Source organism: Streptomyces sp. NPDC001056, from assembly GCF_053598955.1.
On the sequence record NZ_JBSFLI010000008.1, the window covers coordinates 237,285 to 261,144 of the forward strand.

At 72.4% G+C, this 23,860-nt stretch carries 22 protein-coding genes and 1 riboswitch; of the genes, 15 read left to right on the plus strand and 7 right to left on the minus strand.

Features of this window, described 5'->3' with window-relative positions:
- Nucleotides 1-16: 16 nt before the first annotated feature.
- The 3 genes from ACWDD7_RS13065 to ACWDD7_RS13075 all read right to left on the minus strand — a co-directional run bounded on the left by ACWDD7_RS13065 (nt 17) and on the right by ACWDD7_RS13075 (nt 3,138).
- Nucleotides 17-946: an LLM class F420-dependent oxidoreductase gene (locus ACWDD7_RS13065; RefSeq protein WP_450457372.1), complete on the minus strand. Its 930-nt coding sequence runs from the start codon at nt 944-946 to the stop codon at nt 17-19.
- A 28-nt stretch (nt 947-974) separates the two neighbouring features.
- The gene (locus tag ACWDD7_RS13070; protein WP_450457373.1) at nt 975-1,670 is read right to left on the minus strand and encodes a DUF5995 family protein; all 696 of its coding nucleotides are present in this window, start codon (nt 1,668-1,670) and stop codon (nt 975-977) included.
- A gap of 76 nt (nt 1,671-1,746) precedes the next feature.
- Nucleotides 1,747-3,138, minus strand: coding sequence for a uracil-xanthine permease family protein (locus ACWDD7_RS13075; protein WP_351865734.1), 1,392 nt, complete (start codon nt 3,136-3,138; stop codon nt 1,747-1,749).
- A 219-nt stretch (nt 3,139-3,357) separates the two neighbouring features.
- Here ACWDD7_RS13075 and ACWDD7_RS13080 point away from each other — a divergent pair, with 219 nt between their 5' ends.
- Nucleotides 3,358-3,816 carry an acyl-CoA thioesterase gene (locus ACWDD7_RS13080; protein ID WP_351865731.1) on the plus strand — a complete coding sequence of 153 codons (459 nt, stop codon included), beginning with the start codon at nt 3,358-3,360 and terminating at the stop codon, nt 3,814-3,816.
- On the opposite strand, the gene ACWDD7_RS13085 is transcribed toward ACWDD7_RS13080, so the two are convergent.
- Nucleotides 3,776-4,975, minus strand: coding sequence for an MFS transporter (locus ACWDD7_RS13085; protein ID WP_450457374.1), 1,200 nt, complete (start codon nt 4,973-4,975; stop codon nt 3,776-3,778). The two genes, ACWDD7_RS13080 and ACWDD7_RS13085, sit on opposite strands and share 41 nt — an antisense overlap.
- Nucleotides 4,976-5,130: 155 nt before the next feature.
- Between ACWDD7_RS13085 and ACWDD7_RS13090 the strand changes: the two genes are divergently transcribed.
- Nucleotides 5,131-6,660, plus strand: a complete 1,530-nt coding sequence (locus ACWDD7_RS13090; RefSeq protein WP_450457375.1) for an ROK family transcriptional regulator — start codon at nt 5,131-5,133, stop codon at nt 6,658-6,660.
- A 287-nt stretch (nt 6,661-6,947) separates the two neighbouring features.
- On the opposite strand, the gene ACWDD7_RS13095 is transcribed toward ACWDD7_RS13090, so the two are convergent.
- Complete coding sequence (locus tag ACWDD7_RS13095; RefSeq protein ID WP_450457376.1) at nt 6,948-7,733, minus strand: SDR family oxidoreductase; 786 nt, start codon at nt 7,731-7,733, stop codon at nt 6,948-6,950.
- A 341-nt stretch (nt 7,734-8,074) separates the two neighbouring features.
- Nucleotides 8,075-8,205: riboswitch (FMN riboswitch) on the plus strand.
- 160 nt (nt 8,206-8,365) lie between these two features.
- Between ACWDD7_RS13095 and ACWDD7_RS13100 the strand changes: the two genes are divergently transcribed.
- The 9 genes from ACWDD7_RS13100 (at nt 8,366) to ACWDD7_RS13140 (ending at nt 15,853) form a co-directional block, all read left to right on the plus strand.
- Nucleotides 8,366-8,971: a riboflavin synthase gene (locus ACWDD7_RS13100; protein WP_450457377.1), complete on the plus strand. Its 606-nt coding sequence runs from the start codon at nt 8,366-8,368 to the stop codon at nt 8,969-8,971.
- Entirely contained in the window at nt 8,968-9,609 is a 642-nt protein-coding gene (locus ACWDD7_RS13105) for a nicotinamide mononucleotide transporter family protein (RefSeq protein WP_351865718.1), read from the plus strand. Before ACWDD7_RS13100 ends, ACWDD7_RS13105 begins: the two co-directional genes overlap by 4 nt.
- The gene (locus ACWDD7_RS13110) at nt 9,606-10,949 is read left to right on the plus strand and encodes a bifunctional 3,4-dihydroxy-2-butanone-4-phosphate synthase/GTP cyclohydrolase II (protein ID WP_392214882.1); all 1,344 of its coding nucleotides are present in this window, start codon (nt 9,606-9,608) and stop codon (nt 10,947-10,949) included. The genes ACWDD7_RS13105 and ACWDD7_RS13110 overlap by 4 nt, the downstream gene beginning before the upstream one ends.
- Nucleotides 10,950-11,026: 77 nt before the next feature.
- Nucleotides 11,027-11,512 carry a 6,7-dimethyl-8-ribityllumazine synthase gene (gene ribH, locus ACWDD7_RS13115; protein WP_450457378.1) on the plus strand — a complete coding sequence of 162 codons (486 nt, stop codon included), beginning with the start codon at nt 11,027-11,029 and terminating at the stop codon, nt 11,510-11,512.
- A gap of 34 nt (nt 11,513-11,546) precedes the next feature.
- The gene (locus ACWDD7_RS13120) at nt 11,547-11,819 is read left to right on the plus strand and encodes a phosphoribosyl-ATP diphosphatase (protein ID WP_030399017.1); all 273 of its coding nucleotides are present in this window, start codon (nt 11,547-11,549) and stop codon (nt 11,817-11,819) included.
- A 75-nt stretch (nt 11,820-11,894) separates the two neighbouring features.
- Complete coding sequence (gene hisG / locus ACWDD7_RS13125; protein ID WP_450457379.1) at nt 11,895-12,743, plus strand: ATP phosphoribosyltransferase; 849 nt, start codon at nt 11,895-11,897, stop codon at nt 12,741-12,743.
- 10 nt (nt 12,744-12,753) lie between these two features.
- Nucleotides 12,754-13,218: a PH domain-containing protein gene (locus tag ACWDD7_RS13130; RefSeq protein WP_392214885.1), complete on the plus strand. Its 465-nt coding sequence runs from the start codon at nt 12,754-12,756 to the stop codon at nt 13,216-13,218.
- A 215-nt stretch (nt 13,219-13,433) separates the two neighbouring features.
- Nucleotides 13,434-14,768: a hemolysin family protein gene (locus ACWDD7_RS13135; protein ID WP_450457380.1), complete on the plus strand. Its 1,335-nt coding sequence runs from the start codon at nt 13,434-13,436 to the stop codon at nt 14,766-14,768.
- Nucleotides 14,765-15,853: a hemolysin family protein gene (locus ACWDD7_RS13140; RefSeq protein WP_351865703.1), complete on the plus strand. Its 1,089-nt coding sequence runs from the start codon at nt 14,765-14,767 to the stop codon at nt 15,851-15,853. Before ACWDD7_RS13135 ends, ACWDD7_RS13140 begins: the two co-directional genes overlap by 4 nt.
- A gap of 86 nt (nt 15,854-15,939) precedes the next feature.
- Here ACWDD7_RS13140 and ACWDD7_RS13145 read toward each other — a convergent pair whose 3' ends face one another.
- Both ACWDD7_RS13145 and ACWDD7_RS13150 read right to left on the minus strand, forming a co-directional pair.
- Complete coding sequence (locus ACWDD7_RS13145) at nt 15,940-17,802, minus strand: AAA family ATPase (RefSeq protein ID WP_450457381.1); 1,863 nt, start codon at nt 17,800-17,802, stop codon at nt 15,940-15,942.
- 427 nt (nt 17,803-18,229) lie between these two features.
- On the minus strand, nt 18,230-18,850 hold the full coding sequence (locus ACWDD7_RS13150; protein WP_450457399.1) for a uridine kinase family protein: 621 nt from the start codon (nt 18,848-18,850) through the stop codon (nt 18,230-18,232).
- 279 nt (nt 18,851-19,129) lie between these two features.
- Here ACWDD7_RS13150 and ACWDD7_RS13155 point away from each other — a divergent pair, with 279 nt between their 5' ends.
- The 4 genes from ACWDD7_RS13155 to ACWDD7_RS13170 all read left to right on the plus strand — a co-directional run bounded on the left by ACWDD7_RS13155 (nt 19,130) and on the right by ACWDD7_RS13170 (nt 23,556).
- The gene (locus ACWDD7_RS13155; RefSeq protein WP_351865699.1) at nt 19,130-20,086 is read left to right on the plus strand and encodes a hypothetical protein; all 957 of its coding nucleotides are present in this window, start codon (nt 19,130-19,132) and stop codon (nt 20,084-20,086) included.
- Nucleotides 20,087-20,168: 82 nt separating this feature from the next.
- Nucleotides 20,169-21,710, plus strand: a complete 1,542-nt coding sequence (locus ACWDD7_RS13160) for an amino acid permease (protein ID WP_450457382.1) — start codon at nt 20,169-20,171, stop codon at nt 21,708-21,710.
- 218 nt (nt 21,711-21,928) lie between these two features.
- Complete coding sequence (locus tag ACWDD7_RS13165) at nt 21,929-23,314, plus strand: peptidase C39 family protein (RefSeq protein WP_450457383.1); 1,386 nt, start codon at nt 21,929-21,931, stop codon at nt 23,312-23,314.
- Between the two features lie 101 nt (nt 23,315-23,415).
- A complete protein-coding gene (locus tag ACWDD7_RS13170; protein WP_351869177.1) occupies nt 23,416-23,556 on the plus strand; it encodes an SCO1431 family membrane protein in 141 nt (46 codons plus the stop codon).
- The last annotated feature ends 304 nt before the right edge of the window (nt 23,557-23,860 follow it).

Here is a 23,860-nt window from a genome sequence, read left to right on the forward strand (position 1 = left end):
GGGCGCGGGCGGCCCGTCAGACGCCGGCCGCCCGCGCCTTCTCGAACACCTCCGCGGCGACGTCCTTCAGCTCCTCCGCGTCCCGCGCGGTGCCCTGGAGGTCGAGCAGGATCTCCTCCAGGCCGATCTCCGCGTACTCCACCAGGTCCTGGACGATCTGGTCGACGCTGCCCCGGAAGGGCCGGCGGCCGGTGTCCTCGTGCGCCTCGGGCAGGAGTTCGGCGTTCACCCGCAGCACCGTGCGGATCGGCTCCGTACGGCCCCGCTCCTCGGCCAGTTCCCGCAGTTCGCGCCACTGGGCGGCGACCCGCTCGCCGCCCATGGCCACCGGCAGCCAGCCGTCGGCCCGGTCCACCAGCCGCCGCCAGGCCCGCCGGTTGCCCGCGGCCAGCAGGATCGGGATCGGCCGGGCGGGCTTGGGCCCGACCACGGCCGGGGCGACCTTCGTCAGCGGGCCGTCGTGGGCGACCGGGTCCGGGCCCCACACCGCGCGGCACACGTCGATGATCTCGTCCAGCACCCTGCCGCGCTCCGCGAAGGGCCGTACGCCCGCGGCCGCGTACTCGTCCAGGGACCAGCCGGTGCCGAGGCCCGCCAGCACCCGGCCGCCGCTCGCCGCGTCGAGCGAGGCCAGCGCCTTGGCGAGCTGGAACGGCAGGTGCAGCGGCGCCACCAGTACGCTGGTGCCCAGCTCCGCGCGCTCGGTGGCCGCGGCGGCCAGCGTGAGGGTGACCAGCGGTTCCGCCACGGACCGGTACTGGTCGGGCCAGGGCAGGCCGTCGATGTCGTACAGCCCCTGGGTGGCGGGCTCCGGGAACAGGGCCCGCTCGAAGACCCACAGGCTGTCGTAGCCGATCCCCTCGGCGGCGCGGGCCACCTCCGGGACGTCCCTGCCGATCGAGAACTGCCGCATCTGGGGAAGACCGAGACCGAGCCGGATCGTCATGCCGTTGCTCCTTCGTAGCCGGGTTCTCTCAGCGCGCGAGCGGTGTCAGCAGCATCCTTCCCGCGAACCCCACCGCCGCGTCCAGCCGTTCGCCGAACTCCCCGGCGACGTCCGGGCAGTGGCGCAGCGACCACAGGGCCCGCGCCGCCGCCCAGGCCGCGTCCCGGGCGCGCTCCAGGCTCCAGGCGCCCAGGAGATGGGTGAGCGGGTCGGCGAGTTGGAGCAGGTCGGGGCCCGGCATCAGATCCTCGCGGACCCGTTCCTCCAGAGCGGTGAGGATCTCGCCGACGTGATCGAACTCGTCCTCCAGATCGGCGGGTTCGCAGCCGATGGCGTGGCAGGCGTCCACCACGGCGAGGGCGAGGTCGTGCCCGATGTGCGCGTTGATGCCGGCCAGCGCGAACTGGAGCGGCCGTACGCCGGGATGGCGGCGCAGCTGGAACAGCGGCCGCCAGCACGCGGGCGGTCTGCGGTCGGCCTCGGCGGCCTCGACCGCCGTCAGGTACCGCTCGGCGAACCGCACGTCCAGCTCCGCGGCCGCCCGGGGATCGGGGAACTCCCCGGTGCCCAGGCGCCGGTCGATCTCCTCGGTGACGGTGAGGTAGACGCGGTTGAAGACGGCGACGCCGTCCCGCTCGGGCAGGACGGCGGCCAGGGCCCGCATCCGGGAGACGACGGTGCCGACGGAGCCGGCCGGGGCGATGACGGGGGACGACTGCGACATGGGGGAAGGGTCGCAGCCCGGGACCGGCCGACGTGCCGACCGGCCCGGTGCGTCGCCGGAACGGGGGAACGGGTCCTTACGACTGGGCGGTCGGGGAGTCCGGGTCGTAGCTGGAGGTCCCCTCGTCCAGCAGCGGCTCCTGCTTCTTGAGGTGGGCCGGGGCGAAGGCGCGCAGCGCGTGGTAGCCGGTGATGACGACCAGGGTGCCGAGCGCGATGCCGCTGAGGGAGAAGTTGCTGGTGAACTTCATGCTCACGTTGCCCACGCCGATGATGATGCCCGCGGCGGCCGGCACCAGGTTCAGCGGGTTGCGCAGGTCCACCTTCGCGTTGAGCCAGATCTGGGCGCCGAGCAGGCCGATCATGCCGTAGAGGATGACCGTGATGCCGCCGAGGACGCCGCCCGGGATCGCGGCCACGATCGCGCCGAACTTCGGGCACACGCCGAACAGCAGGGCGAAGCCGGCGGCGGCCCAGTACGCGGCGGTGGAGTAGACGCGGGTCGCGGCCATCACGCCGATGTTCTCGGAGTACGTGGTGTTCGGCGGGCCGCCCACCGCGGTGGACAGCACGGAGGCGATGCCGTCGGCCGAGATCGCCGTACCCAGCTTGTCGTCCAGCGGGTCGCCGGTCATCTCGCCGACGGCCTTGACGTGGCCCGCGTTCTCCGCGACCAGCGCGATGACGACGGGCAGCGCGACCAGGATCGCCGACCACTGGAAGGACGGCCCGTGGAAGTGCGGCAGCCCGATCCAGTCGGCCTTGGAGACGCCGGAGAGGTCCAGGCGCCAGTGGTCGGTCAGCTTGCCGCTGCCCTCCACGGAGTGGATCTTGCCGAAGACGCGGTCGAAGACCCAGGAGATGCCGTAACCGAAGACCAGGCCGAGGAAGATCGCGATGCGGGACCAGAAGCCGCGCAGGCAGACCACCGCGAGTCCGGTGAACAGCATCACCAGCAGCGCGGTCCACTGGTCCTGCGGCCAGTAGGTGGAGGCGGTCACCGGGGCCAGGTTGAAGCCGATCAGCATCACGACCGCGCCGGTCACGATGGGCGGCATGGCCGCGTGGATGATCCGCGCCCCGAACTTCTGCACCGCGAGGCCCACCAGGAACAGCACGACGCCGACGGCGAGGGTCGCGCCGGTCACGGTCGCGCTCGTACCGCCCTGCGCGCGGATGACCGCGGCCACGCCCACGAAGGACAGCGAGCAGCCGAGGTAGCTGGGCACCCGGCCGCGGGTGGCCAGCAGGAAGATGACCGTGGCGACGCCGGACATCATGATCGCCAGGTTGGGGTCCAGGCCCATCAGCACCGGCGCCACGAAGGAGGCGCCGAACATGGCGACGACGTGCTGGGCGCCGAGGCCCACCGTCCGGGGCCAGGACAGCCGTTCGTCGGGCCGAACCACTGCTCCTGGCGCGGGGGTCTTCCCGTCACCGTGCAGTTTCCAGCGCACGCCGAGGTCCATGGTGGGGTATCGCTTTCTGTGTCGCGTCCGGGCAGCCGAGGGGGCCGGGGGACAGGGGGTTATCCGCACCATTGTCGCTGGTCGCCGAAGCGGTCCGTGCACACGGCCCGGTGCGGGGGGATCCCGGGGCGTCCCGGAAGGTGTGCTGAGCGGTCGCTTAGTATGGAGCACGGCACCCCCAGGGGGCCACCCCCGAACGCCTCGCCCAGGAGCCCCGCAGTGACCGTCGAAGCCCCGTCCGCCCCCGTCGTCTCCCCTGGCCGGCTGATGCCCGTCACCGTCCACTTCGACGACCTCGACGCGCTCGGGCTGCTGCACAACGCCCGCTATCCGCTGCTGGTCGAGCGCGCCTGGACCGAGCTGTGGCACGAGCACGGGGTCCGCTTCGACGGCGACTGGGCGGCGGCCGGCGACGCCTGCAACGCGGTGCGCGAACTGCGCATCGGCTACGAGGCCCCGGTCACCAGCCCCGGCCGCTACGCCGTGCACCTGTGGCTGGACCGGCTCGGCACCACCGGGCTCACCTACGGTTTCCGCTTCTGCTCGGCCGACGGGAGCGAGACCTACGCCCGGGGCTCCCGGGTGCTGGTGCGGCTCGACGCGGCGACCCTGCGCCCGGCGCCGTGGAGCGACGGCTTCAGGGCCGTGGCCCGGGAACTGCTGCGGCCCGCGGACTGACCCGCTCGACCCCGCGCTCTGCGGAGCGCAGCACCCCCGCGCACGCCGTGAGCCCGCACGCCAGCGCCGTCACCACGCCGAACGAGACCACCAGGCTGGTCGCCTGCGCCACCCCGCCGATCAGGCTCGGCGCGATCAGCCCCGAGGTGTAGGTGATGGTCGCCACGCCCGCGATGGCCTGGCTGGGGTTGGGTCCGGCGTGCCCCGCGGCGGCGAAGCACAGCGGGACGACGACCGCGATGCCGAGCCCCGTCAGGGCGAAGCCGCCCATCGCCACCGCGGGCTGCCCGGCGGTGACGACCAGCAGACCGCCCGCGACCGCCAGGACGCCGCCGGCCCGGACCGTGCGCACCGCGCCGAACCGGTCCACCACCGTATCCCCGGCGATCCTGGCCACGGCCATCGTCAGCATGAAGCCGGTGGTCGACGCCGCCGCGAGACCGGCCGAGCTGTCCAGCCGGTCCCGCAGGAACACCGCCGACCAGTCCAGGCTCGCGCCCTCGGCGAACACCGCGCAGAAGCCGACCATGCCGATGAGCAGGGCGGAGCGGGGCGGGAGCGCGAACCGGGGCGGCGGCTCCTCGTCCTCGGTGGGCTGGATGTCCAGCACCCAGGCGCAGGCGAGCACGCCGAGCGCGGTGAGGACGGCCGAGGCCAGCAGGAAGTGGGTGCGCGCGTCGGCGCCGAGGTGCGCGGCGAGGGTGCCGGCGGCCGAGCCGACCAGGGCGCCCGTGCTCCACATCCCGTGCAGGCCCGACATGACCGATTTGCCGAGCCGCCGCTCGACCTCGACGCCGAGCGCGTTCATCGCCACGTCCGCCATGCCCGCGCACGCGCCGTAGGCGAACATCGCCAGGCACAGGGTCGGCAGGTTCGGCGCGAGGGCGGGCAGGACGAGGGACAGGGTCCACAACGCGATCAGGCCGCGCAGGGCGTTGCGGCTGCCGAAGCGGTGGCTGATCCGGCCCGCGAGCGGCATCGCGCACGAGGCGCCGAGCGCGGTGAAGGCCAGCGCGAAGCCCAGCCGGCCCGCGCCGAGCGAGGCGTGGTCCTGGACCCAGGGCACGCGGGTCGCGAAGGAGCCGGTCACGGCGCCGTGGACGCCGAACACGGCCGCGACGGCGTACCGGGCCCGCCGTGTCTCGCTCAGGTCACCCATGTCTGTGCTCCTCCCCGCACGTTGGTGCGCCGTAAACTATCAGGGACCCTGCCTGATAGATAGAACGCCTGCCGCGCGGCAGGGGCCGGCCGTCGGTCGCGGGCTCGGCCCACCGCTCGTGGGGTCCGGTCCGTCGATGTGGAAGGATCCCCGCCATGCCCGCATCACCGAGCACCGCCCGGGCCATCAACGACCGGTTGGCCCTGGGACTCCTGCAGGACCAGGGTCCGCTGACGGCAGGGCAGTTGAAGCAGCTGACGGGGCTGTCCCGGCCGACGGTCGCCGACCTCGTCGAACGGCTCGGCGCCGCCGGTCTGATCACCGTCGTGGGGGAGTCCGGCGCGGCCCGCCGGGGCCCGAACGCCCGGCTCTACGGCATCGTCGGCGACCGCGCCCATCTGGCGGCGCTCGACGTGCGCACCGAGGGGGTCGTCGTGCTGATCGCCGACCTGGTGGGGCGGGTGCTCGGCGAGGCGTCGGTGCCGATCGAGGGGGGCACGGGGACGGGGCCCGCGGTGCAGCGGGTGGTGGCGGCGGTGGAGCGGGCCGTCGGGCGGGCCGGGGTGGAGCGGCTGCACACCGTCGGCATCGGCGCGCCCGGCCTCATCGACCCGGCCACGGGCGATCTGCGCGACTCCGCGGGCCTGCCCGCCTGGCACCGCAGCCTCGCCGCCGCCCTCGGGGAACGGCTGCCCGGCGCCCGCGTCACCGTGGAGAACGAGACCAACCTCGCCGCGCTCGCCGAACAACGCGAGGGCGCCGCCCGCGACCACGACACCTTCGTCCTCCTCTGGCTCGGCCACGGCACCGGCGCCGCGGTCGTCCTCGACGGCACCCTCCGCCGCGGCGCCTCCGGCGGCACCGGCGAAATCGGCTTCCTCCCGGTCCCGGGCACGGGCGCCCTCCCCTCGGCGACGGACTGCGCCGGGGGCTTCCACGCCCTGGCGGGCGCGGCGGCGGTCGTGTCCCTGGCGGAGGAGCACGGCTTGCCGATACCGGCGGCGGCGGACGGACCGGGGGCCGCGGAGGTGGTGCGGGCGGCGGTGGCGCGGGTCTCGGGGGCGGGTGACTCCGCCTCGCCCACCGGCGAAGACCCGCTGACGCGGGGGGAGGCCGTGGGACCGGGCGAGTCGGCCGGTGCGGCGGGGGAGGTCTCGGAAGGGGGGTCGGTGGGGCGAGAGCGTTCGGCGCCGGACGTGCCCGGGAGAGCGGTGGTTTCGGCGGTGGTCGATTCACCGGGGCCCGGGACTTCGGCGGTGGCCGAGTCGCCGGGGCGGGAGTCTTCGGCGACGGGTGGATCCGCCGGGCGAGGACCCTCCACGGCGGAGGGGCGGTCCCGGCGGGGGCCCAGGGCGGACGAAGAGGTCGGGACGGCGGCCGAAGCCGGTGCCGGTGAGCGGTTCCTTTCCGCGCTCGCCGGCCGGATCGCCATCGGTGCCGCCTCCGTCGTCGCCGTGCTGGACCCCGGCTGTGTGGTCCTCGGCGGGGAGATCGGACGGGCCGGGGGCGACGTCCTCGCCGGGCTCGTGGCGGAGCGGCTGCGGCGGATGTCGCCCCTGCCCACCGAGGTCCGCGCCAGTGGCCTCGGAGGCTCCGCCGTTCTGCGGGGCGCCCTGCTGACGGCGCGCGACCGGGCGCAGGACGAGCTGTGGGCCGCCCCGCTCCGGTCGTCGGTCCCGTCGTAGCCGGTCTGATCGGGGCCTTGTCCGGGCGGTGGGTTCCCTTTGTGGTGGGTCTGATCGGGGCCTTGTCCGGGCGGTGGGTTCCCTTTGTGGTGGGTCTGATCGGGGCCTAGTCCGGACGATGGGTTCCCTTTGTGGTGGGTCTGATCGGGGCCTAGTCCGAACCGCTGGTCCCCTCGTGGTCGGTCCGATCGGAGCCCTACCCGAACCGCTGGTCCCCTCGTGGTCGGTCCGATCGGAGCCCTACCCGAACCGCTGGTCCCCTCGTGTCCGGCTCGGCCGAATCCCGTCTAGCCGAGTCGCCGGTCCCGTCCTGGCCGGCCCGACCGAGCCTCCTGCCCGAACCGCCGCGCCAAGTGCTCCTCGAACGTCCCCTTCCCCACCGCCCGTTCCGGTGCCAGATGGTCGCCCGCGCGGAAGGCGCGGTACGCCGCGCCGAGCAGGGGGAGGCCGGCCACCGGGCGGCGGCGGCCGGTGGCGTGCAGGTAGGCGCGGGCCAGGGAGTCGAACGAGCGGACCTCGGGGCCGCCCATGTCGGGCACCCGGCCGGCCGGCGCGGCGAGGGCCAACTCGGCCAGCCGGGCGGCGACTTCGGTCACCTCGATGGGCTGGTCGGACACCCGCGCGGGCAGTGGCATCACCGGCGGCTTGGAGAGGGTCCCGAAGAGCGACACCAGCAGGTCGTGGAACTGGGTCGTGCGCAGGATCGTGAAGCCGAGGCCGGAGCGTTCGATGCGCTGTTCCACCGCGTACTTGGTGCGGTAGTAGCCGAACGGTATCCGGTCCACCCCGACGATCGAGATGTACACCAGATGCCGCACCCCGGCCCGCTCCGCCGCCGAGATCAGATGCCCGGCCGCCTCCTCGTCGCCGCCCCGGGCGCTGCTCGCACAGTGCACCACCGTCGGCACCCCCGCGAGCGCCGCGTCCAGATCCGGACCGCCCGCCCGCAGATCGACGCCGTACGGTTGGGCGTGCCTGCTGAGCACCCGCACTCCGTGCCCGTCCGCGCGCAGCCGCTCGGTGACATGCCGGCCGAGCGTGCCCGTGCCGCCGGTGACCAGGATCGTGGTCATGCTGTTTCCGTCCCTCCCGGACCGGGACGCCCCCCGTCGGGACGCCCTCACCGCAAGAGACCGGACGGCCGCCCGGAAATGTGACATCGCCCCTGCTCCGTGGCGCTGGCGGCCCGGCGGCGGGCAAGGGCCGTCGTCACCGCCACCGGGCCCGACCGGCACCCTAAAAGGACTAGACCATTATGGTCAATGGGACGGCCGTGCCAACGCGCGCCGCACGAAAGGGGGTTGGGGTCGGGCGCCGTACCGTGTGAAGTCGGGGCCACGGACTGTGAGCGAGTCCACACGGACCCCCTGTCGGCGCGGCCGTCCGGCGTGGCACACTTGCCCTGTACCAGAAGCAGCGCACTCCGGGGTCGGTGAAAGTCCGAACCGGCGGTTACAGTCCGCGACCCGTCCGCCTCCAGCGGCCGGTTGACCAGGTGAAATTCCTGGACCGACGGTTAAAGTCCGGATGGGAGGCAGTGCGCGGCGGGCGGGCATGCGTTCCGTGTGCGCGCCGCCGTATCTGGGCTCGTCCGTATGCGGGCGGGTCCTTTTCGGCGACGTCCCGATTGTGTGCTCACCCGTAGATTCTGTCGTCTTCGACAGGCCCCGGAGTCCGTGCCCCATGAGGCAGGAGGACCCGGGAAGTGTTCACCGGAATCGTCGAAGAGCTGGGTGAGGTCACCGCCGTCGAGAACCTCGGCGACGCCTCCCGTTTCCGGCTCCGCGGCCCCGTCGTCACCGATGGCGCCCGGCACGGCGACTCCATCGCCGTGAACGGCGTCTGTCTCACCGTCGTCGACCACGAGGGCGACGAGTTCACCGCCGACGTCATGGCCGAGACCCTGAACCGCTCCAGCCTGGGCGCGCTCACCGTCGGCTCCCGCGTCAACCTCGAACGCCCCACGGCAGTCGGCGCCCGCCTCGGCGGCCACATCGTCCAGGGCCATGTCGACGGCACCGGCACGGTGCTGGAGCGCAAGGTCTCCGACCACTGGGAGATCGTGAAGATCTCGCTCCCCGCCGACCTCGCCCGCTACGTGGTCGAGAAGGGCTCCATCACCGTCGACGGCATCAGTCTCACGGTCGTGGACGCGGGCCCCGACCACTTCACCGTCAGCCTCATCCCCACCACCCTCGCCCTGACCACGCTCGGCGTGAAGCAGCCGGGCGACCCGGTCAACCTTGAGGTGGACGTCATCGCCAAGTACGTGGAGCGGCTGCTCGCGGCCGGTCAGGGGGCCGGTCGGTGAATTCGCTCAACACCGAGGCGTTCACCCTGTTCGGACAGCACATCCTGTGGTCCGACATGATCGGCAACATCTTCGGCCTGGGCGCCCTCGCCCTCGGCTGGCGCCGCTCCCTGTGGACCTGGCCCGTGCAGTTCGTGTCCGGCCTGATCCTCTTCGCCGCCTTCTACGGCCACCTCACCGGCAGCGCCGGCAAGCAGGCCGTCGTCATGCTGGTCGCCCTCTACGGCTTCTGGCAGTGGAACCGCGGCCGCGGCCGGGCGGGCGACGGCCACATCTCCCCCCGCTTCGCCACCTGGCGCGAGCGCGCCGCCCTGATCGGCGCCGCGGCCGTCGGCACCGTCGCCGTCGCCCTGCTGTTCACCGCGTTCCCGGAACTGTCCTGGGACCCGTGGCCGGACGCCTACATCTTCGTCGGCACCGTCGTCGCGATGTACGCCCAGGCCAAGGGCATGGTCGAGTTCTGGTTCGCCTGGCTGCTCGTCGACCTCGTCGGCGTCCCCCTCAACTTCGCCAACGGCTACGCCTTCTCCGGCTTCGTCTACGTCATCTACGGCGCACTCGTCCTGTGGGGCATGCGCGACTGGTGGCTGCGCTCCCGCAAGAGCCCGCGGCCCGTTCTGGAAGGAGCACCGGCATGACCTCGGCCACCCCGCTCTACGACCCCTACTCCTACTCCTACGACGGGGACGGCATCGAGGAGTTCGCCCTCGACCCCGTCGAACAGGCCGTCGCCGACATCGCGGCCGGGCGCCCCGTGATCGTCGTGGACGACGAGGACCGGGAGAACGAGGGCGACCTCGTCATCGCCGCCGAGAAGGTGACGCCCGAGATCGTCGCCTTCATGATGAGCGAGTGCCGGGGCCTGGTCTGCGCCCCGATGGAGGCCGCGGAACTCGACCGGCTGCGGCTGCCGCAGATGGTCGAGGACAACACCGAGTCGATGAAGACCGCCTTCACCGTCTCCGTGGACGCCTCCGGCGCGCACGGCGTGACCACCGGCATCTCCGCCGCCGACCGCGCCACCACGCTCCAGCTGCTCGCGAGCGGCACCGCGGAGCCCGCCGACTTCGTCCGCCCCGGCCATGTCTTCCCGCTGCGGGCCCGGTCCGGCGGCGTCCTGGAGCGCAACGGCCACACCGAGGCCGCCGTCGACCTCGCCCGGCTCGCGGGTCTGCGCCCGGCCGGCGCCATCGTGGAGATCGCCGGCGAGGACGGCCGGATGCTCCGGCTGCCCGAGCTGATCCCGTTCGCCCGCAAGCACGGCCTGACGATCATCTCCATCGAGGACCTGATCGCCTACCGCCGGGGCACCGAGCCCACCGTCCGCCGCGAGGCCGAGACCCGGCTGCCCACCCGGCACGGCACCTTCACCGCCCACGGCTACCGCTCCGCCGTCGACGGCGTCGAGCACGTCGCCCTCGTCCACGGCGAGATCGGCAGCGGCGAGGACGTCCTGGTCCGCGTCCACTCCGAGTGCCTGACCGGCGACGTCTTCGGCTCGCTGCGCTGCGACTGCGGCCCCCAGCTCGACGACTCCCTGGCCCGCATCCAGGAGGAGGGCCGCGGAGTCGTGGTCTACCTGCGCGGACACGAGGGCCGTGGCATCGGCCTGCTGTCCAAGCTGCGCGCCTACGAACTCCAGGAGCAGGGCCGCGACACCCTCGACGCCAACCTGGAGCTCGGCCTGCCCGCCGACGCCCGCGACTACGGCGCCGGCGCCCAGATCCTCGCCGACCTCGGCGTGCGCAGCGTCCGGCTGATGACCAACAACCCCGACAAGGCCGACGCGCTGCTGCGCCACGGCCTGAAGGTCACCGGGCGCGTGCCGATGCCCGTCCGGGCGGGCGAGCACAACCTGCGCTATCTGCGCACCAAGCGGGACCGCATGGGCCACGACCTGCCCTGGCTGGACACGCCGGCCACCCCGGCGGTGCCGGGCCCGGCATCGGCCTCCGCGGCCACCTGCCCGAACCAGTGAGCCGGTGACACCGGCTGGACCAGCAGTACCAGCAGTACCCGCAAGACCAGTCGAGCAAGAAGGCACTTAGGAGAGACGTGAGCGGCAAGGGTGCACCGGAACTGTCCGTACGCAACGCCGGCGACCTCAGGGTCGCCGTCATCGCGGCGCAGTGGCACGAGAAGGTGATGGACGGTCTGGTGGACGGCGCCCTGCGCGCCCTCGGCGAACTGGGCATCGACGAGCCGACCCTGATCCGGGTCCCGGGCAGCTTCGAGCTCCCGGTCGCCGCCAAGGTGCTGGCCGCGCGCGGCTACGACGCGGTGGTCGCCCTCGGCGTCGTCATCCGCGGTGGCACCCCCCACTTCGACTACGTGTGCCAGGGCGTCACCCAGGGCCTCACCCAGGTCTCGGTGCAGACCGGCGTCCCGGTCGGCTTCGGCGTGCTCACCTGCGACACCGAGGAGCAGGCCCTGGACCGGGCCGGCATCGAGGGTTCCAGCGAGGACAAGGGCCACGAGGCGGTGATCGCGGCGGTCTCCACGGCCGCGACGCTGCGTTCGGTATCCGAACCCTGGCACTGAGCCGCCGGTCGGAGCGCGTAGGGTAAGGACCACCATGTCCAAGAAGACGTTCGAGGAGCTCTTCACCGAGCTCCAGCACAAGGCCGCCCATGGCGATCCCGCCACCTCCCGCACCGCCGAACTGGTCGGCAAGGGCGTCCATGCCATCGGCAAGAAGGTCGTCGAAGAGGCCGCCGAGGTCTGGATGGCCGCCGAGCACGAGGGCAAGGACGCGGCAGCCGAGGAGATCTCCCAGCTGCTGTACCACGTCCAGGTGATGATGGTCGCCCGCGGGATCTCCCTGGACGACGTCTACGCCCACCTCTGACCGGCCCGGCCGTACCCACCGCGCCGTCGCGCGGTACACCGCACAAACCCCCTTCACGCAAAGGAAGCCGTCCTCATGCTGCGCATCGCCGTCCCCAACAAGGGTTCCCTGTCCGGCCCTGCGGCGGACATGCTGCATGAGGCCGGCTACCGGCAGCGCCGCGAGTCCAAGGAACTGCGGATCGTGGACCCGGGCAACGACGTCGAGTTCTTCTACCTCCGCCCCCGCGACATCGCGATCTACGTCTCCTCCGGCCGCCTCGACATCGGCATCACCGGCCGTGACCTGCTGGTCGACTCCGGCGCGGACGCCGAGGAGATCCTGCCGCTGGGCTTCGCCCGCTCCACCTTCCGCTTCGCCGGCAAGCCCGGCACCGCGAGCGGCGTCGAGGACCTGAAGGGCCGTACGATCGCCACCTCGTACGAGGGGATCGTCGCCCGGCACCTCGCCGACAGCGGCGTCGACGCGTCCGTGGTGCACCTGGACGGCGCCGTGGAGACCGCGATCGAGCTGGGCGTCGCCGGGGTCATCGCCGACGTCGTGGAGACCGGCACCAGCCTGCGCAACGCGGGCCTGGAGGTCTTCGGTGAGCCGATCATGAAGTCCGAGGCCATCGTGATCCGCCGCACGGGCTCGGACGCCGAGGAACCCAAGGTCCAGCAGTTCCTGCGCCGCCTCCAGGGCGTCCTGGTCGCCCGGACGTACGTGATGATGGACTACGACTGCCGGGTCGAGCAGCTGGAGAAGGCCGTCGCCCTCACCCCCGGCCTGGAGTCCCCGACCGTCTCCCCGCTGCACAACGAGGGCTGGGTCGCGGTCCGCGCCATGGTCCCCGCCAAGGAGGCGCAGCGGATCATGGACGACCTCTACGCCATCGGCGCCCGCGCCATCCTGACCACGGCCATCCACGCCTGCCGCCTCTGAGGGGTATGTGATGTCCGACCTGACCGCACTGCCCGACCTTCCCGTCACCTTCCGGCCGGGGCACACCCGGGCCATCCTGCTCACCGCCGGCGTGGCGATCTTCCTCACCATCTCGGGGATCGCCCTGCTCCTGGAGGGCCTCGGCCCGGGGGAGCGGATGAGCTTCGTGGTCACCGGGGCGCTGATCTTCTGGTTCCTCGCCCAGCTGGCCCGGATCAAGGTCGTCGCCGACGAGAGCGGCGTCACCGTCGTCAACATCGCCAGCAAGCGACGCCTGGACTGGGCGGAGATCCTTCAGGTGAACCTCCGTCCGGGCGATCCCTGGGTGTTCCTGAACCTCAGCGACGGCACCAGCCTGCCGGCGCTCGGCATCCAGCCGGGCATCGCCAGGGAGCGGGCGATCGCCGACGCCAGGGCGCTGCGGGCGCTCGCCGAGGCCCACTCGGCCGCCCGCCTGGGGGAAGATCAGGGCTGACCCGGGGGCCGACTCCGGGTCGCCCACCCTGCCCGACCGGCCCCGTCTTGATTAACCTGGTGGGCGGAGGCCGCGCCGACAGCGCCTCCGCCCCTGCGCGCCGCCCGGTGCCAGGGGTTCCTGCAACCCGAGGAGTGAATCCCTCCGGCGATGGACGGATCGTCCTGTAGTACCTGCGCCGCCCCCACCCGACATACCGGGGAGGCGGCGGCATCGTGACCACCCCTCTGCTGCTTCTCGCAGCCGCGTTCCTGCTGATTCTCGCCAACGGATTCTTCGTGGCGGCCGAATTCGGCCTGGTGACGGTCGAGCGCCCCGAGGCCGAGAAGGCCGCCGCCGACGGCGACAGGCGCGCCCGTACGGTCGTGGAGTCGCTGAAGGAACTCTCCTTCCAGCTCTCCGGCACCCAGCTCGGCATCACCATCACCTCCCTGGTCGTCGGCATGCTCGCCGAACCCGCCCTGGGCCGGCTGCTGCGCGGCCCGTTCGCCGCGCTCGGCCTTCCGGGCGGCGCCGTCTCCGGCGCCGCCGTGATCGTCGGCATGCTGCTGGCCTCCGCGATCCAGATGGTGATCGGCGAACTGGTGCCCAAGAACTGGGCGGTCTCCCGGCCGCTCCAGGTCGCCCGCTTCGTCGCGGGTCCCCAGCACCACTTCTCCCGGCTGTTCCGGCCGGTGATCGCCGCGCTCAACACGGTCGCCAACCGGCTGGTCCGCGCCCTCGGCGTCGAACCCGCCGACGAACTGGCCTCCGCCCGCACCCCCGGCGAACTGGTCTCCCTGGCCCGGCACTCCGCCCAGGCGGGCGCCCTGGAGCAGGACACCGCGGACCTGTTCGTGCGCACCCTCTCGCTCGGCGAGCTGACCGCGCAGCACGTCATGACCCCGCGCGTGAAGGTCAGCGCGCTCCAGGACTCGGCGACCGCCGAGGACGTGGTCAACCTCACCCGGGCCACCGGACTGTCCCGCTTCCCCGTCTACCGGGAGAAGATCGACGACGTCGTCGGCATGGCCCACCTCAAGGACGCCCTCGCCGTCCCGGCGCACGACCGGCTGCGCACCCCGGTCGGCCGCATCGCCCGCCCCGCGCTGCTGGTCCCCGAGACCCTGCCCGTCCAGCCCCTGCTGGCCCGGCTGCGCAGCGAACAGCCCATCGCGGTCGTGGTGGACGAGTACGGGGGCACGGCCGGCGTGGTCACCCTGGAGGACATCGTCGAGGAACTCGTCGGCGAGGTCCGCGACGAGCACGACGCCAAGGACGTGCCCGAGCTGGCCGCCGCCCCGCCCGAGGACGGCAGGCCCGCCTGGGACGTGGCAGGCAGCTGCCGGGTCGACATCCTCCAGCGCATAGGCCTCGACGTGCCCGAGGGGCCGTACGAGACCGTGGCCGGGCTGGTCGCCGACCTGCTCGGCCGGATCCCGGCCCCCGGCGACCGGGCCGAACTGCCCGGTTGGCGGCTCGCGGTCCGCCAGGTCGGCCACTACCGCGCCGAACGGGTCCGCCTGGTCAGGACGGCCCCGGCGGCCGACATCGCGGAGGCCCTGCGATGAGCGTGCTCCAACTGGTCTTGGCCGCGCTGCTCGTGCTTGCCAACGGCTTCTTCGTCGGCGCCGAGTTCGCGCTCGTCTCCGTCCGCCGCAGCCAGATCGAACCGCTCGGCACCACGCAGGCCCGGCAGGTGCTGTACGGCCTGGAGCGGCTGCCGCAGATGATGGCCGCCGCGCAGTTCGGCATCACCGTGTGCTCCCTGACGCTCGGCGCGGTCGCCGAACCGACCGTGGCGCATCTGCTGGAGCCGCTGTTCGAGGCGGTCCACCTCCCGGACGGCGTGGTGCATCCGCTCGGCTATGTCATCGCGCTGGCCGCGGTGGTCTTCTTCCACCTGGTCATCGGCGAGATGGTGCCGAAGAACCTCGCGATGGCGGCGCCCGAGAAGGCGGCGCTGTGGCTCAGCCCCGGCCTGGTCTGGTTCGCCCGCGCGTGCAAGCCGATCACCGTGTCCCTCGGCGCCGTCGCCCAGGCCGTCCTGCGGCTGTTCCGCGTCGAACCCAAGGACGAGGTCGAGGCCGTCGTCACCAGCGAGCAGCTCAACCGGCTCCTGGAGGACTCCGGACAGGCGGGGCTGCTCGACCCCGAGGAGATGGAGCGTCTGGAGGACGCCCTGGAACTGGGCTCCCGCCCGGTCACGGACGTCCTGCTGCGCCGTGAGTCCCTGGTCACGGTGACGCCCGCGGTCACGCCGGGGGAGATCGTGCGGCTCACCGCGCGCACGGGCTACTCCCGCTTCCCGGTGGCGGCCACGGAGCAGGGTGCCTTCATGGGATACGTCCACGTCAAGGACGTCCTCGACCTGGAGGACTCCGAGCGGGCCGTACCGCAGAACATCTGGCGCCCCATGACGACCCTGCGGGCCGAGCTGCCCCTGGACGACGCCCTCACGGTCATGCGCCGGGCCGCGACCCACCTGGCCCAGGTGGCCGACGCGTCCGGCAAGGTGCTGGGGCTGGTGGCGCTGGAGGACGTCCTGGAGATGCTCGTGGGCGAGGTGCGCGATCCCGCGCACCCCGAGGTCGCCGACATGAGACTGACGGAACCGAGGATGAGCGGGGAGTCGGAACAGGCGCTCGCCACATAGCCCGGGTGATGGCGGGAGCCGCGCGGTGCGGCCCGGCGACGGGCCGCTCGCGCGGTTCCCCGCGCCCTCGTGGGCGCCACCCGCGCCTACGCGGGCGACGGATCCTGCGGGCTCCTCCCCGACAGCACCTCCCCGTACGCCTGCATCAGGTCGGCCAGCCGCAACGTCGCCAGATCGTCCCGCGACAGCGAGCCCGCGTACGTCGACAACCGCAGATCCCGGTACGCACAGCTCTTCTCGTACAGCGTCCGCAGGAACCGCCCGTTCCCCAGCTCGTCGATCCACCCCTGGTCGACCACGTGCCCGGCGATCGACCGCAGCTCCTCCAGCGCCTCCTCGTCCCACAGGTCCCCGTTCTCCGCCGCCAGCACCTTCCCGATCTCGGTGAGTTCACCGGGCCGGTACGAGGGGAAGTCGACCCGGGACGTGAAGCGGGACGACAATCCGGGGTTCGCCGCGAGCAGCCGGTCCATCCCCTCGGGATACCCCGCGAGGATCACCACCAGATGGTCCCGGTTGTCCTCGGCCCGCTTCAGCAGCACCTGCAGTGCCTCGTCCCCGTACGCGTCCCCCTTGCCGTACCCGGAGTTGGAGAGCGAGTACGCCTCGTCCACGAACAGCACCCCGCCGATCGCGGAGTCGATCAGCTCGTTCGCCTTCACCGCGGTCTGCCCGAGGTACTCGCCGACCAGATCGGCCCGCTGTGCCTCGACGAGGTGGTCCCCGCCGAGCAGCCCGAGCGCGTAGAAGACCCGCCCGAGAATGCGCGCCACCGTGGTCTTGCCGGTCCCGGACGGCCCGGAGAAGACGAAGTGCCGTTTGGGCGGCTGCACGGGCAGTCCCTGCCCGGCCCGCAGCCGGGCCATGTTCAACTGTGCGGACAGGGCCTTGACCTGGCGCTTGACCGGTTCGAGCCCCACCATCCGCTCCAGCTCGGCGAGTGCCTGCTCCAGCAGCGCGGGATCGGTCGGCCCGGAGGGCAGGGGCGAGCCGGGCACCCCGCCCCGGTCCCGGACCCCGGGCTCGGCCGCGGCCGGCGGGGGACCGGTCGGCAGGTCCGGCTCCGGCAGCCGCAGATCCCGCCCCTCGGTGCCGAAGAACGGATCGAACCCGTCCGGCCCGTCCACCGTGTCCTGCCCCGCGCCGGTCAGCGTGATCGCGGCGAGGCCGGCCGCGTCGTCGTACCCGTCCCCCTCGGCGATCGCCGCGAGCCGCGCCGAGGTGTCCATGAAGGCGGGGTCGACCCGGTGCACGGCCCGGTAGAGGGGGAGCGCGGCGGCGGAGCGACCGGTGCCCTCGTGCGCCCGCGCCAGCCAGTAGCGCAGCTCCTTGCGCTGCGGCTGCTCGCTGCGGCACCGCATCAGCGCCGCGGCCAGCAGCGGTTCGGCCTGGCCGTACATCTCCAGGCGTACCCGGGCCATGCCGCCGAACAGACCGGCCTCTATGCCGAGCAGGGGATCGTCCAGCAGCGGATCGGTGTGCCGTACCAGCTGCTCCCAGTCCTTGACCAGATAGGCGCGGCAGGCGTGCAGGAAGCGGACCTGGGGATCGGTGTCGACCGGGGGCAGCCCGGCCAGCGCCCGGTCCAGCTCGGGAACGTGCCGGCCGTCCAGCCAGTGCGAGGCGTGCGCGAGCAGCAGATCGCGTGGGCTCTCCAGCACCGGCTGCACCCACCAGCCCAGCCAGTACCAGGAGTTGAGCGCCCGACGGTGCCGGGCGCGCTGTTCGCCGAAGCGCTCGCGGTGCCGGAACATCCGCAGCAGCGCGGTGGTGGTGTCGACCCGGAGCGCGTGCAGCCCGAGCCAGCCGTCCGCCATGCCGGGGTCCATCCGTACCGCGGCCCGGAACTCCTCCTCGGCCTGCGGAAAGGCGCCCATCGTGTAGGCATCGACCCCGCGCAGCCAGGCGAGGTCGGCCGGGGCCTCGGGGCCCTGCGTGCCGAAGTCCATCACGTCCCCCACAGACCGTGCCCCGTGGTTCGCCACCGGACGGTCGCCCGGCGGTCGCCGCGGCCGAACCGCCGTGCCGCGGACCGGAGTTGCAGGTGCGCGAGGCTGCCGCCGAAGGTCGCACCAAGGGCATCGTACCCGCGCGGGTGCCGCGTGCCGAAGGGTGCCGTACAGGCCGTTCGGCGAGGCGGGAGCGGACGGAAAGGCGACGGTTCGGTGACCGAGGGTGAGGGGAGCGGCGCGCAACGGGCCCTGGAAACGGGCCGCGGGCAGAACGAAGCCCCCGATCACGGGGGAACAACCGGGGGCTTCGCGTCTTCGGGCGGCTTCGAATGGCCGCACATTGAGAACGTAAGTCCTGTACGGCCCCCGGGTCAAGCGAAGTTGGGGCACTTGGGGAAGTTGGCCGACAAGAGTCTTCACAATTTCACCACATGGGGGTCGAGCCATCACTGTGGGTCACACCTTGGCCCGATCTCCGGGGTCGCTCGGGCCCCGGCAGCACCTCGTAGCCCCGCGCCGTCTGCCGCACCAGGAGCCCGGCGTGGGAGCGGGTGGGGTCGTCTGCGAAGTGCGCGCGCTCGGCCTCGACCCAGCCGTCCCAGAACTCCCGCTGCTCCGTGCCGTCCCGCCGTCGGCCGCGTGCCCAGGACTCCTCGCGGGGCAGTTCCATCCACAGCAGTTCGGCCAGGAACGGCCGGAGCGCGCGGCGGCCCGCGCCGACGCCTTCCATCACGATCACCGGCGCGGGCGGCAGCGGGCGCGCCGGGCCGAACGCGCGGGCGCTCCAGTCGTAGGGAAGGTAGGCGGCCGTCTCGCCTCGGGAGAGCGGGTCGATCACCTGCGTCAGCAGCCGGTCGGTCCACGAGAACAGCCGCTCATGGCTGGCGATGTCGTCGAGGTGGAGCACCGGCGCCCCGTCCAGCGCGGCGGCCAGCCGCCCGGCGAAGGTGGACTTCCCCGAGCCGGCGTGCCCGTCGACTCCGATCAGCCGGACCGGTCCGAGGGACGGCGGGAGCCCGCGCAGCCGGGCGGCGAGGTGCTGAATGGCGATTCCCGAAGGTGTGGTGCGGTGTGGGGGGTTTTCCGGAAAGAGTCTAGTGGCGGTGCGTGGCGGCGGTGCCGCCGAGGTCGCCGGACGAAAGAAAGTTACGCTTTGAACCATCGCTCGGCGGGTCCGCCCCGCGTGCTTCGATAAACATTCTCGAATCCCTGACCGATATGTCGAATTCGGCGTTCCGGGGGTCCTCCGTGCTGAGTAAGGTGCCTCCTGCGCCACCACGAGAAGCGGTAGACGGGGACAGGGTACGGGGACAAGGCAGGGGACATGGCCGCGGAGTTATTCGAAGGTCAGTATGTGTGGCATCCGGCGGCCGACGACCGAGTCCTGGCCGGCGTTTGCGTCGATGTCCGCGCCGGACGTTATCGGCACGCGTACGAGGCGCTGGCCGAGACGCGGCACGACTTCGCCCTGCGCGCCCACCGCTCCCTGGTCCTCGCCTCCGAGGCGGCCGGCACCGACCTGGTCGAACGCTGGCTGGCCGAGGAGCCCTCGCCCGAGGCCGCGCTCATGTGGGCCCGCGTCGCCGTCCAGCGGGCCCTGCGTGCCGCCGACGGCCACGACGACCGCGCCGAGGCCCTGGAACGCATAGCGCTCACCGCCTGCGAACGGGCGGCCGCCCTGGCCCCGCGGGACCCCACCCCCTGGGTCGCCAAGCTCGCCATGACCCGCCTGCACCGGTTGCGGGACCCCGCCCCGCAGGGTCTGCTCACCGCCCCGCCCGGCCCCTGGCGGCTGTTCGCGCACGTCCTCTCCCTGGACCCGTGGCACCGCGAGGCCCATCACCGCTTTCTCTCCTTCTTCTTCACCCGCCACGGCGGTTCGGTCAACGCGGCCTGGGACGTGGCCGCGTTCCTCAGCCAGCGGGCGCCCACCGACTCCGCGCTGCGCCTGCTGCCGCTGGTCGCCCTGGTGGAGAGCTACAACCCGACCCAACTGCTCGCCGACCGCGTCTGGGAGCAGCCCCAGTGGCGCGCCACCGCGCTCGCGATCTACCACAACTGGCTACCGGCGGTGACCGGTTACCGCTTCACACCGGTGCTCGACCTGGCCTACCTCGCGCACGCGCTGGTCATGGGCCAGCGCGAGTTCGAGGCCCGGGCGGTCTTCACGGCGATGGGCCCGTACGCCTCGCGCATGCCCTGGAGCGCCTTCGGCGACCCCGCCGAACAGCTGTCCCGGGCGCGCCGCGCCTGCGGTCTGCCCGTCCCCGGGTCCGCCTGACCCCCCCCCTTTGCTCGTCACCCGTCCCCCCTCGTCGAGCGCCGTCCAGAGCGCTTGAGAGGCACGAGAGAAAGGCCGATCTGTGTCAGAACGGATGTCTGCTCCCCGGGCCACGGCCCGCGCCGGAGAAGACGCGGTCGTGCTCGACGACGACGCGACCCTGCACGCGATGGGTTATCCGCGGAAACTCACACGCCGTTTCCAGGCGTTCGACAATTTCGCGATCTCCTTCACCATCATCAATATCCTTTCGGGTATCTTCTCGTCCTTCGGATTCGGCATGAACGCGGGCGGGCCCCGCATTCTCGTGTTCGGCTGGATCGGTGTCTCGATCATGGTGCTGCTCATCGGCGCCGCCATGGGCGAGGTCGCCTCCGCCTATCCGACGAGCGGCGCCCTGTATTTCTCCGCCGGTAAGCTCGCCAAGCGCCACAAGGGTGCCTGGTCCTGGTACACGGGCTGGTTGAATTTCGTCGGACAGATCGGCGGCACCGCCGCCACCGGTTATGCGGCGGCCACCTTCATCCAGGCCTTCGTGCAGCTCCAGTGGCCGTCCTACCAGCCGACCGTCCATCAGACGGTGCTGATCACGGCCTTGATCATCGTGTTGCAGGGGCTCGCCAACACCTACACCGTCCAGCTCGTCGCCGTACTCAACCGCATTTCGGTGTGGTGGCTGCTGATCGGACTCGTCGTGATCGTGGGCGCACTCATAGTGATACCGGATCACCATCAGTCGGCGTCGTTCGTCACACATTTCGAGAACAACACCGGCTTCACGAGCGGACTTTACGGCGGCATGCTCGGCCTGCTGGTCACCAGTTGGACCTTCACCGGCTTCGACGGCAGCTTCCACATGTCCGAGGAAACGGTGCGGGCCACGGTCAACGCACCCAAGGGGATCACCCGCGCCATCGGCTATTCGGCGATCACCGGTCTCATCCTGATGATGGCACTGGTCTACAGCATTAGGGACTACGCCAAGGAGGCGGCCAACGGCGCGCCGCCCGTCCAGATCCTCATCGACGGCCTCGGCCTGACCACCGCCAAGGTCATGCTCCTCATCGTCATCGGCGCGATGCTCTTCTGCGGCCTCGCCAACCTCACCAGCAACACCCGGCAGATCTTCGCCTTCTCCCGCGACGGCGCCATGCCCGGCTCCCGCCTGTGGCACTCGGTCTCGCCGCGCACCCGGACGCCCGTCAAGGCGGTCTGGCTCGCGGTGGCCTGCTCGCTCGCCCTCATCGTGCCCGGCTGGTGGTCGCACACCGCCTTCACCGCGATCGTCAGCGTCAACGTGGTCGGCCTCTTCCTCGCCTACGCCGTCCCGATCTTCCTGCGGCTGCGGCTCGGCGACGCCTTCGAGTCCGGTCCGTGGAACCTGGGCCGCTGGAGCAAGCCGGTCGGCTGGCTCGCCGTGGTCTGGATCGTGCTCAGCAGCATCCTGTTCATGCTGCCGCAGGCGTCCCCGATCACCGTGGACTCCTTCAACTACGCGCCGATCGCACTCGCCGTCGTCCTGCTGGTGGCCACGGTCTGGTGGTTCGCCACCGCCCGCCGCCGCTTCCAGGGCCCGATCAGCTACGGCCGCCCCGACGAGATCGCGGCCATGGACCTCATTTGACCCGACGCGCACCCAGACCCCGGTGCCGGTACCGCTTCCGCGGTACCGGCACCGGGGTCTTTGTCCGCCGTGTACCCCCGCCGCCACCGGACCAGACCAATATTCATGGCGTGGCATCCGCCCAAGTGCTGGCAGGGGCCCTGCGGCTGCTCCATAGTTGGCGCACGACGTGCACATGATCCAGCCATGACTCCGGACACCTGGGGGTAATCGCGCCCATGAGCAGAGCCCAACAGCCGTCCCGCAGAACCGTCCTGACCGTCGCGGTCGCCGCAGCGGTGGCCGGCGCCGCCACGCCCGCCGCGGCCGCCGCGCAGCGGGGGACCACCACCGTGCGCGCGGCGGTCGACGCCGAGCCCGGTCCCGCGGCCGCCCGCCCCATCGACTACCACGCCTGGACCACGTACAGCGAGTGGCGGGCCGGCACCGCACAGGGCACCCGCCCGGTCCCCGGCCCCCGCCCCGGCGTGGTGATCGGCGCCCCCGCGGGCTCCGTCGACTACACCGACCCGCACACCGGCACCACCGCGACGTGGGAGTACGCCACCTGGACCTCCCCGCTGTACCGGCTCACGGTGCCGGCCACCGAGGTCGTCTCCTCCTGGAACGCGCACACCCCCGAGGGCACCTGGCTCCAGGTCGAGCTCAGCGGCACGTACTCCGACGGCGGTGACACGCCCTGGTACGTGATGGGCCGCTGGGCGGCCGGGGACACGGACATCAAGCGGACCTCGGTGGACGGCCAGGGCGACGGCAGGAGCAGCATCTGGACCGACACCTTCGCCATCGACGACGCCTCCACCGGGCTGCGCCTCGTCTCGTACCGGCTGCGCCTGACGCTGTACCGCAGGCCGGGCACGCGGCTCACGCCGACGGTGTGGCGGCTCGGCGCGATGGGCTCCGACATCCCCGACCGCTTCACCGTCCCGGCCTCGCTGCCCGGCCTCGCGCAGGAACTGGTGGTGCCGCGCTACTCGCAGGAGATCCACAAGGGCCAGTACCCGCAGTACGACAACGGCGGCGAGGCGTGGTGCAGCCCGACCTCCTCGCAGATGATCGTCGAGTACTGGGGCGGGCGGCTCAGCGCCGAGCAACTGTCCTGGGTCGACCCGTCGTACACCGATCCGCAGGTGGACGCGGCCGCGCGCTACACGTACGACTACCAGTACGAGGGCTGCGGCAACTGGCCGTTCAACGCGGCCTACGCGGCGACCTTCGACGGCCTCCAGGGCGTGGTGACCCGGCTCGCCTCGCTGACCGATCTGGAGACGCTGGTCGCGGCCGGCATCCCGGCCATAACGTCCCAGTCGTTCCTCAAGACCGAGCTGACCGGGGCGGGTTACGGCACCTCGGGGCACCTCATGACCGTGATCGGCTTCACCGCGGACGGCGACGTGATCGCCAACGACCCGGCCTCGCCGGACGACGACGCGGTACGACGGGTGTACAAGCGCCGGGAGTTCGAGAACATCTGGCTGAGGACGAAGCGCTACAACGCCTCCGGCGGCGTCTCCTCCGGCACCGGAGGGGTCTGCTACCTCTACTTCCCGGCCCATCCGAGCGCCCACCAGCGCAAGGCCCTGGCCGCGGTGGGAGTGCGCTGACCGTGTGAGCAAGCTCATCGCCGCGCACGCCGTCGCGGGTGGCAAGGTGGACAAACGGGTGGGGGAGCCGCTCTGTACGTCCGACCTCTGTGAGCACCAGCATGACCGCACACTCCGCCACCGCCACCCGCGCCCGCACCGGCGGCCCCCGGGACCACGGCCCCGAGATCCTCGAACACGTCCTGGGGTGGGTCCTGGTCGTCGTCACCGCGATGCTGGTCACCCGGCTGGGTCTCCTCTGAACGAGCCCCCTGCTCCAGCGTCTTGATCAACCGGGCCCCGCGGAGGCGTCCGGCCCCGCGGAGGCGTCCGGCCCCGCGGAGGCGTCCGGGCCCGCGGAGGCCACGCCCGTCTCCCACCTGCGGGCCGTCGGCCGTTCCGGTACGGCGCCGCCGGACCCTCCCGTCGCGCTCCGCCCCGGCCGGCGCCGCACTCGGCCTCCCTCCCGTCGCGGCCGCCGGGCCCCGGCCCCCCCGGTCGCGGTCACTTTGACGAGCCGGCCTCCGGACGCCTTGGCACCCGGGCCGGACACCCCCGCCCCCGGCC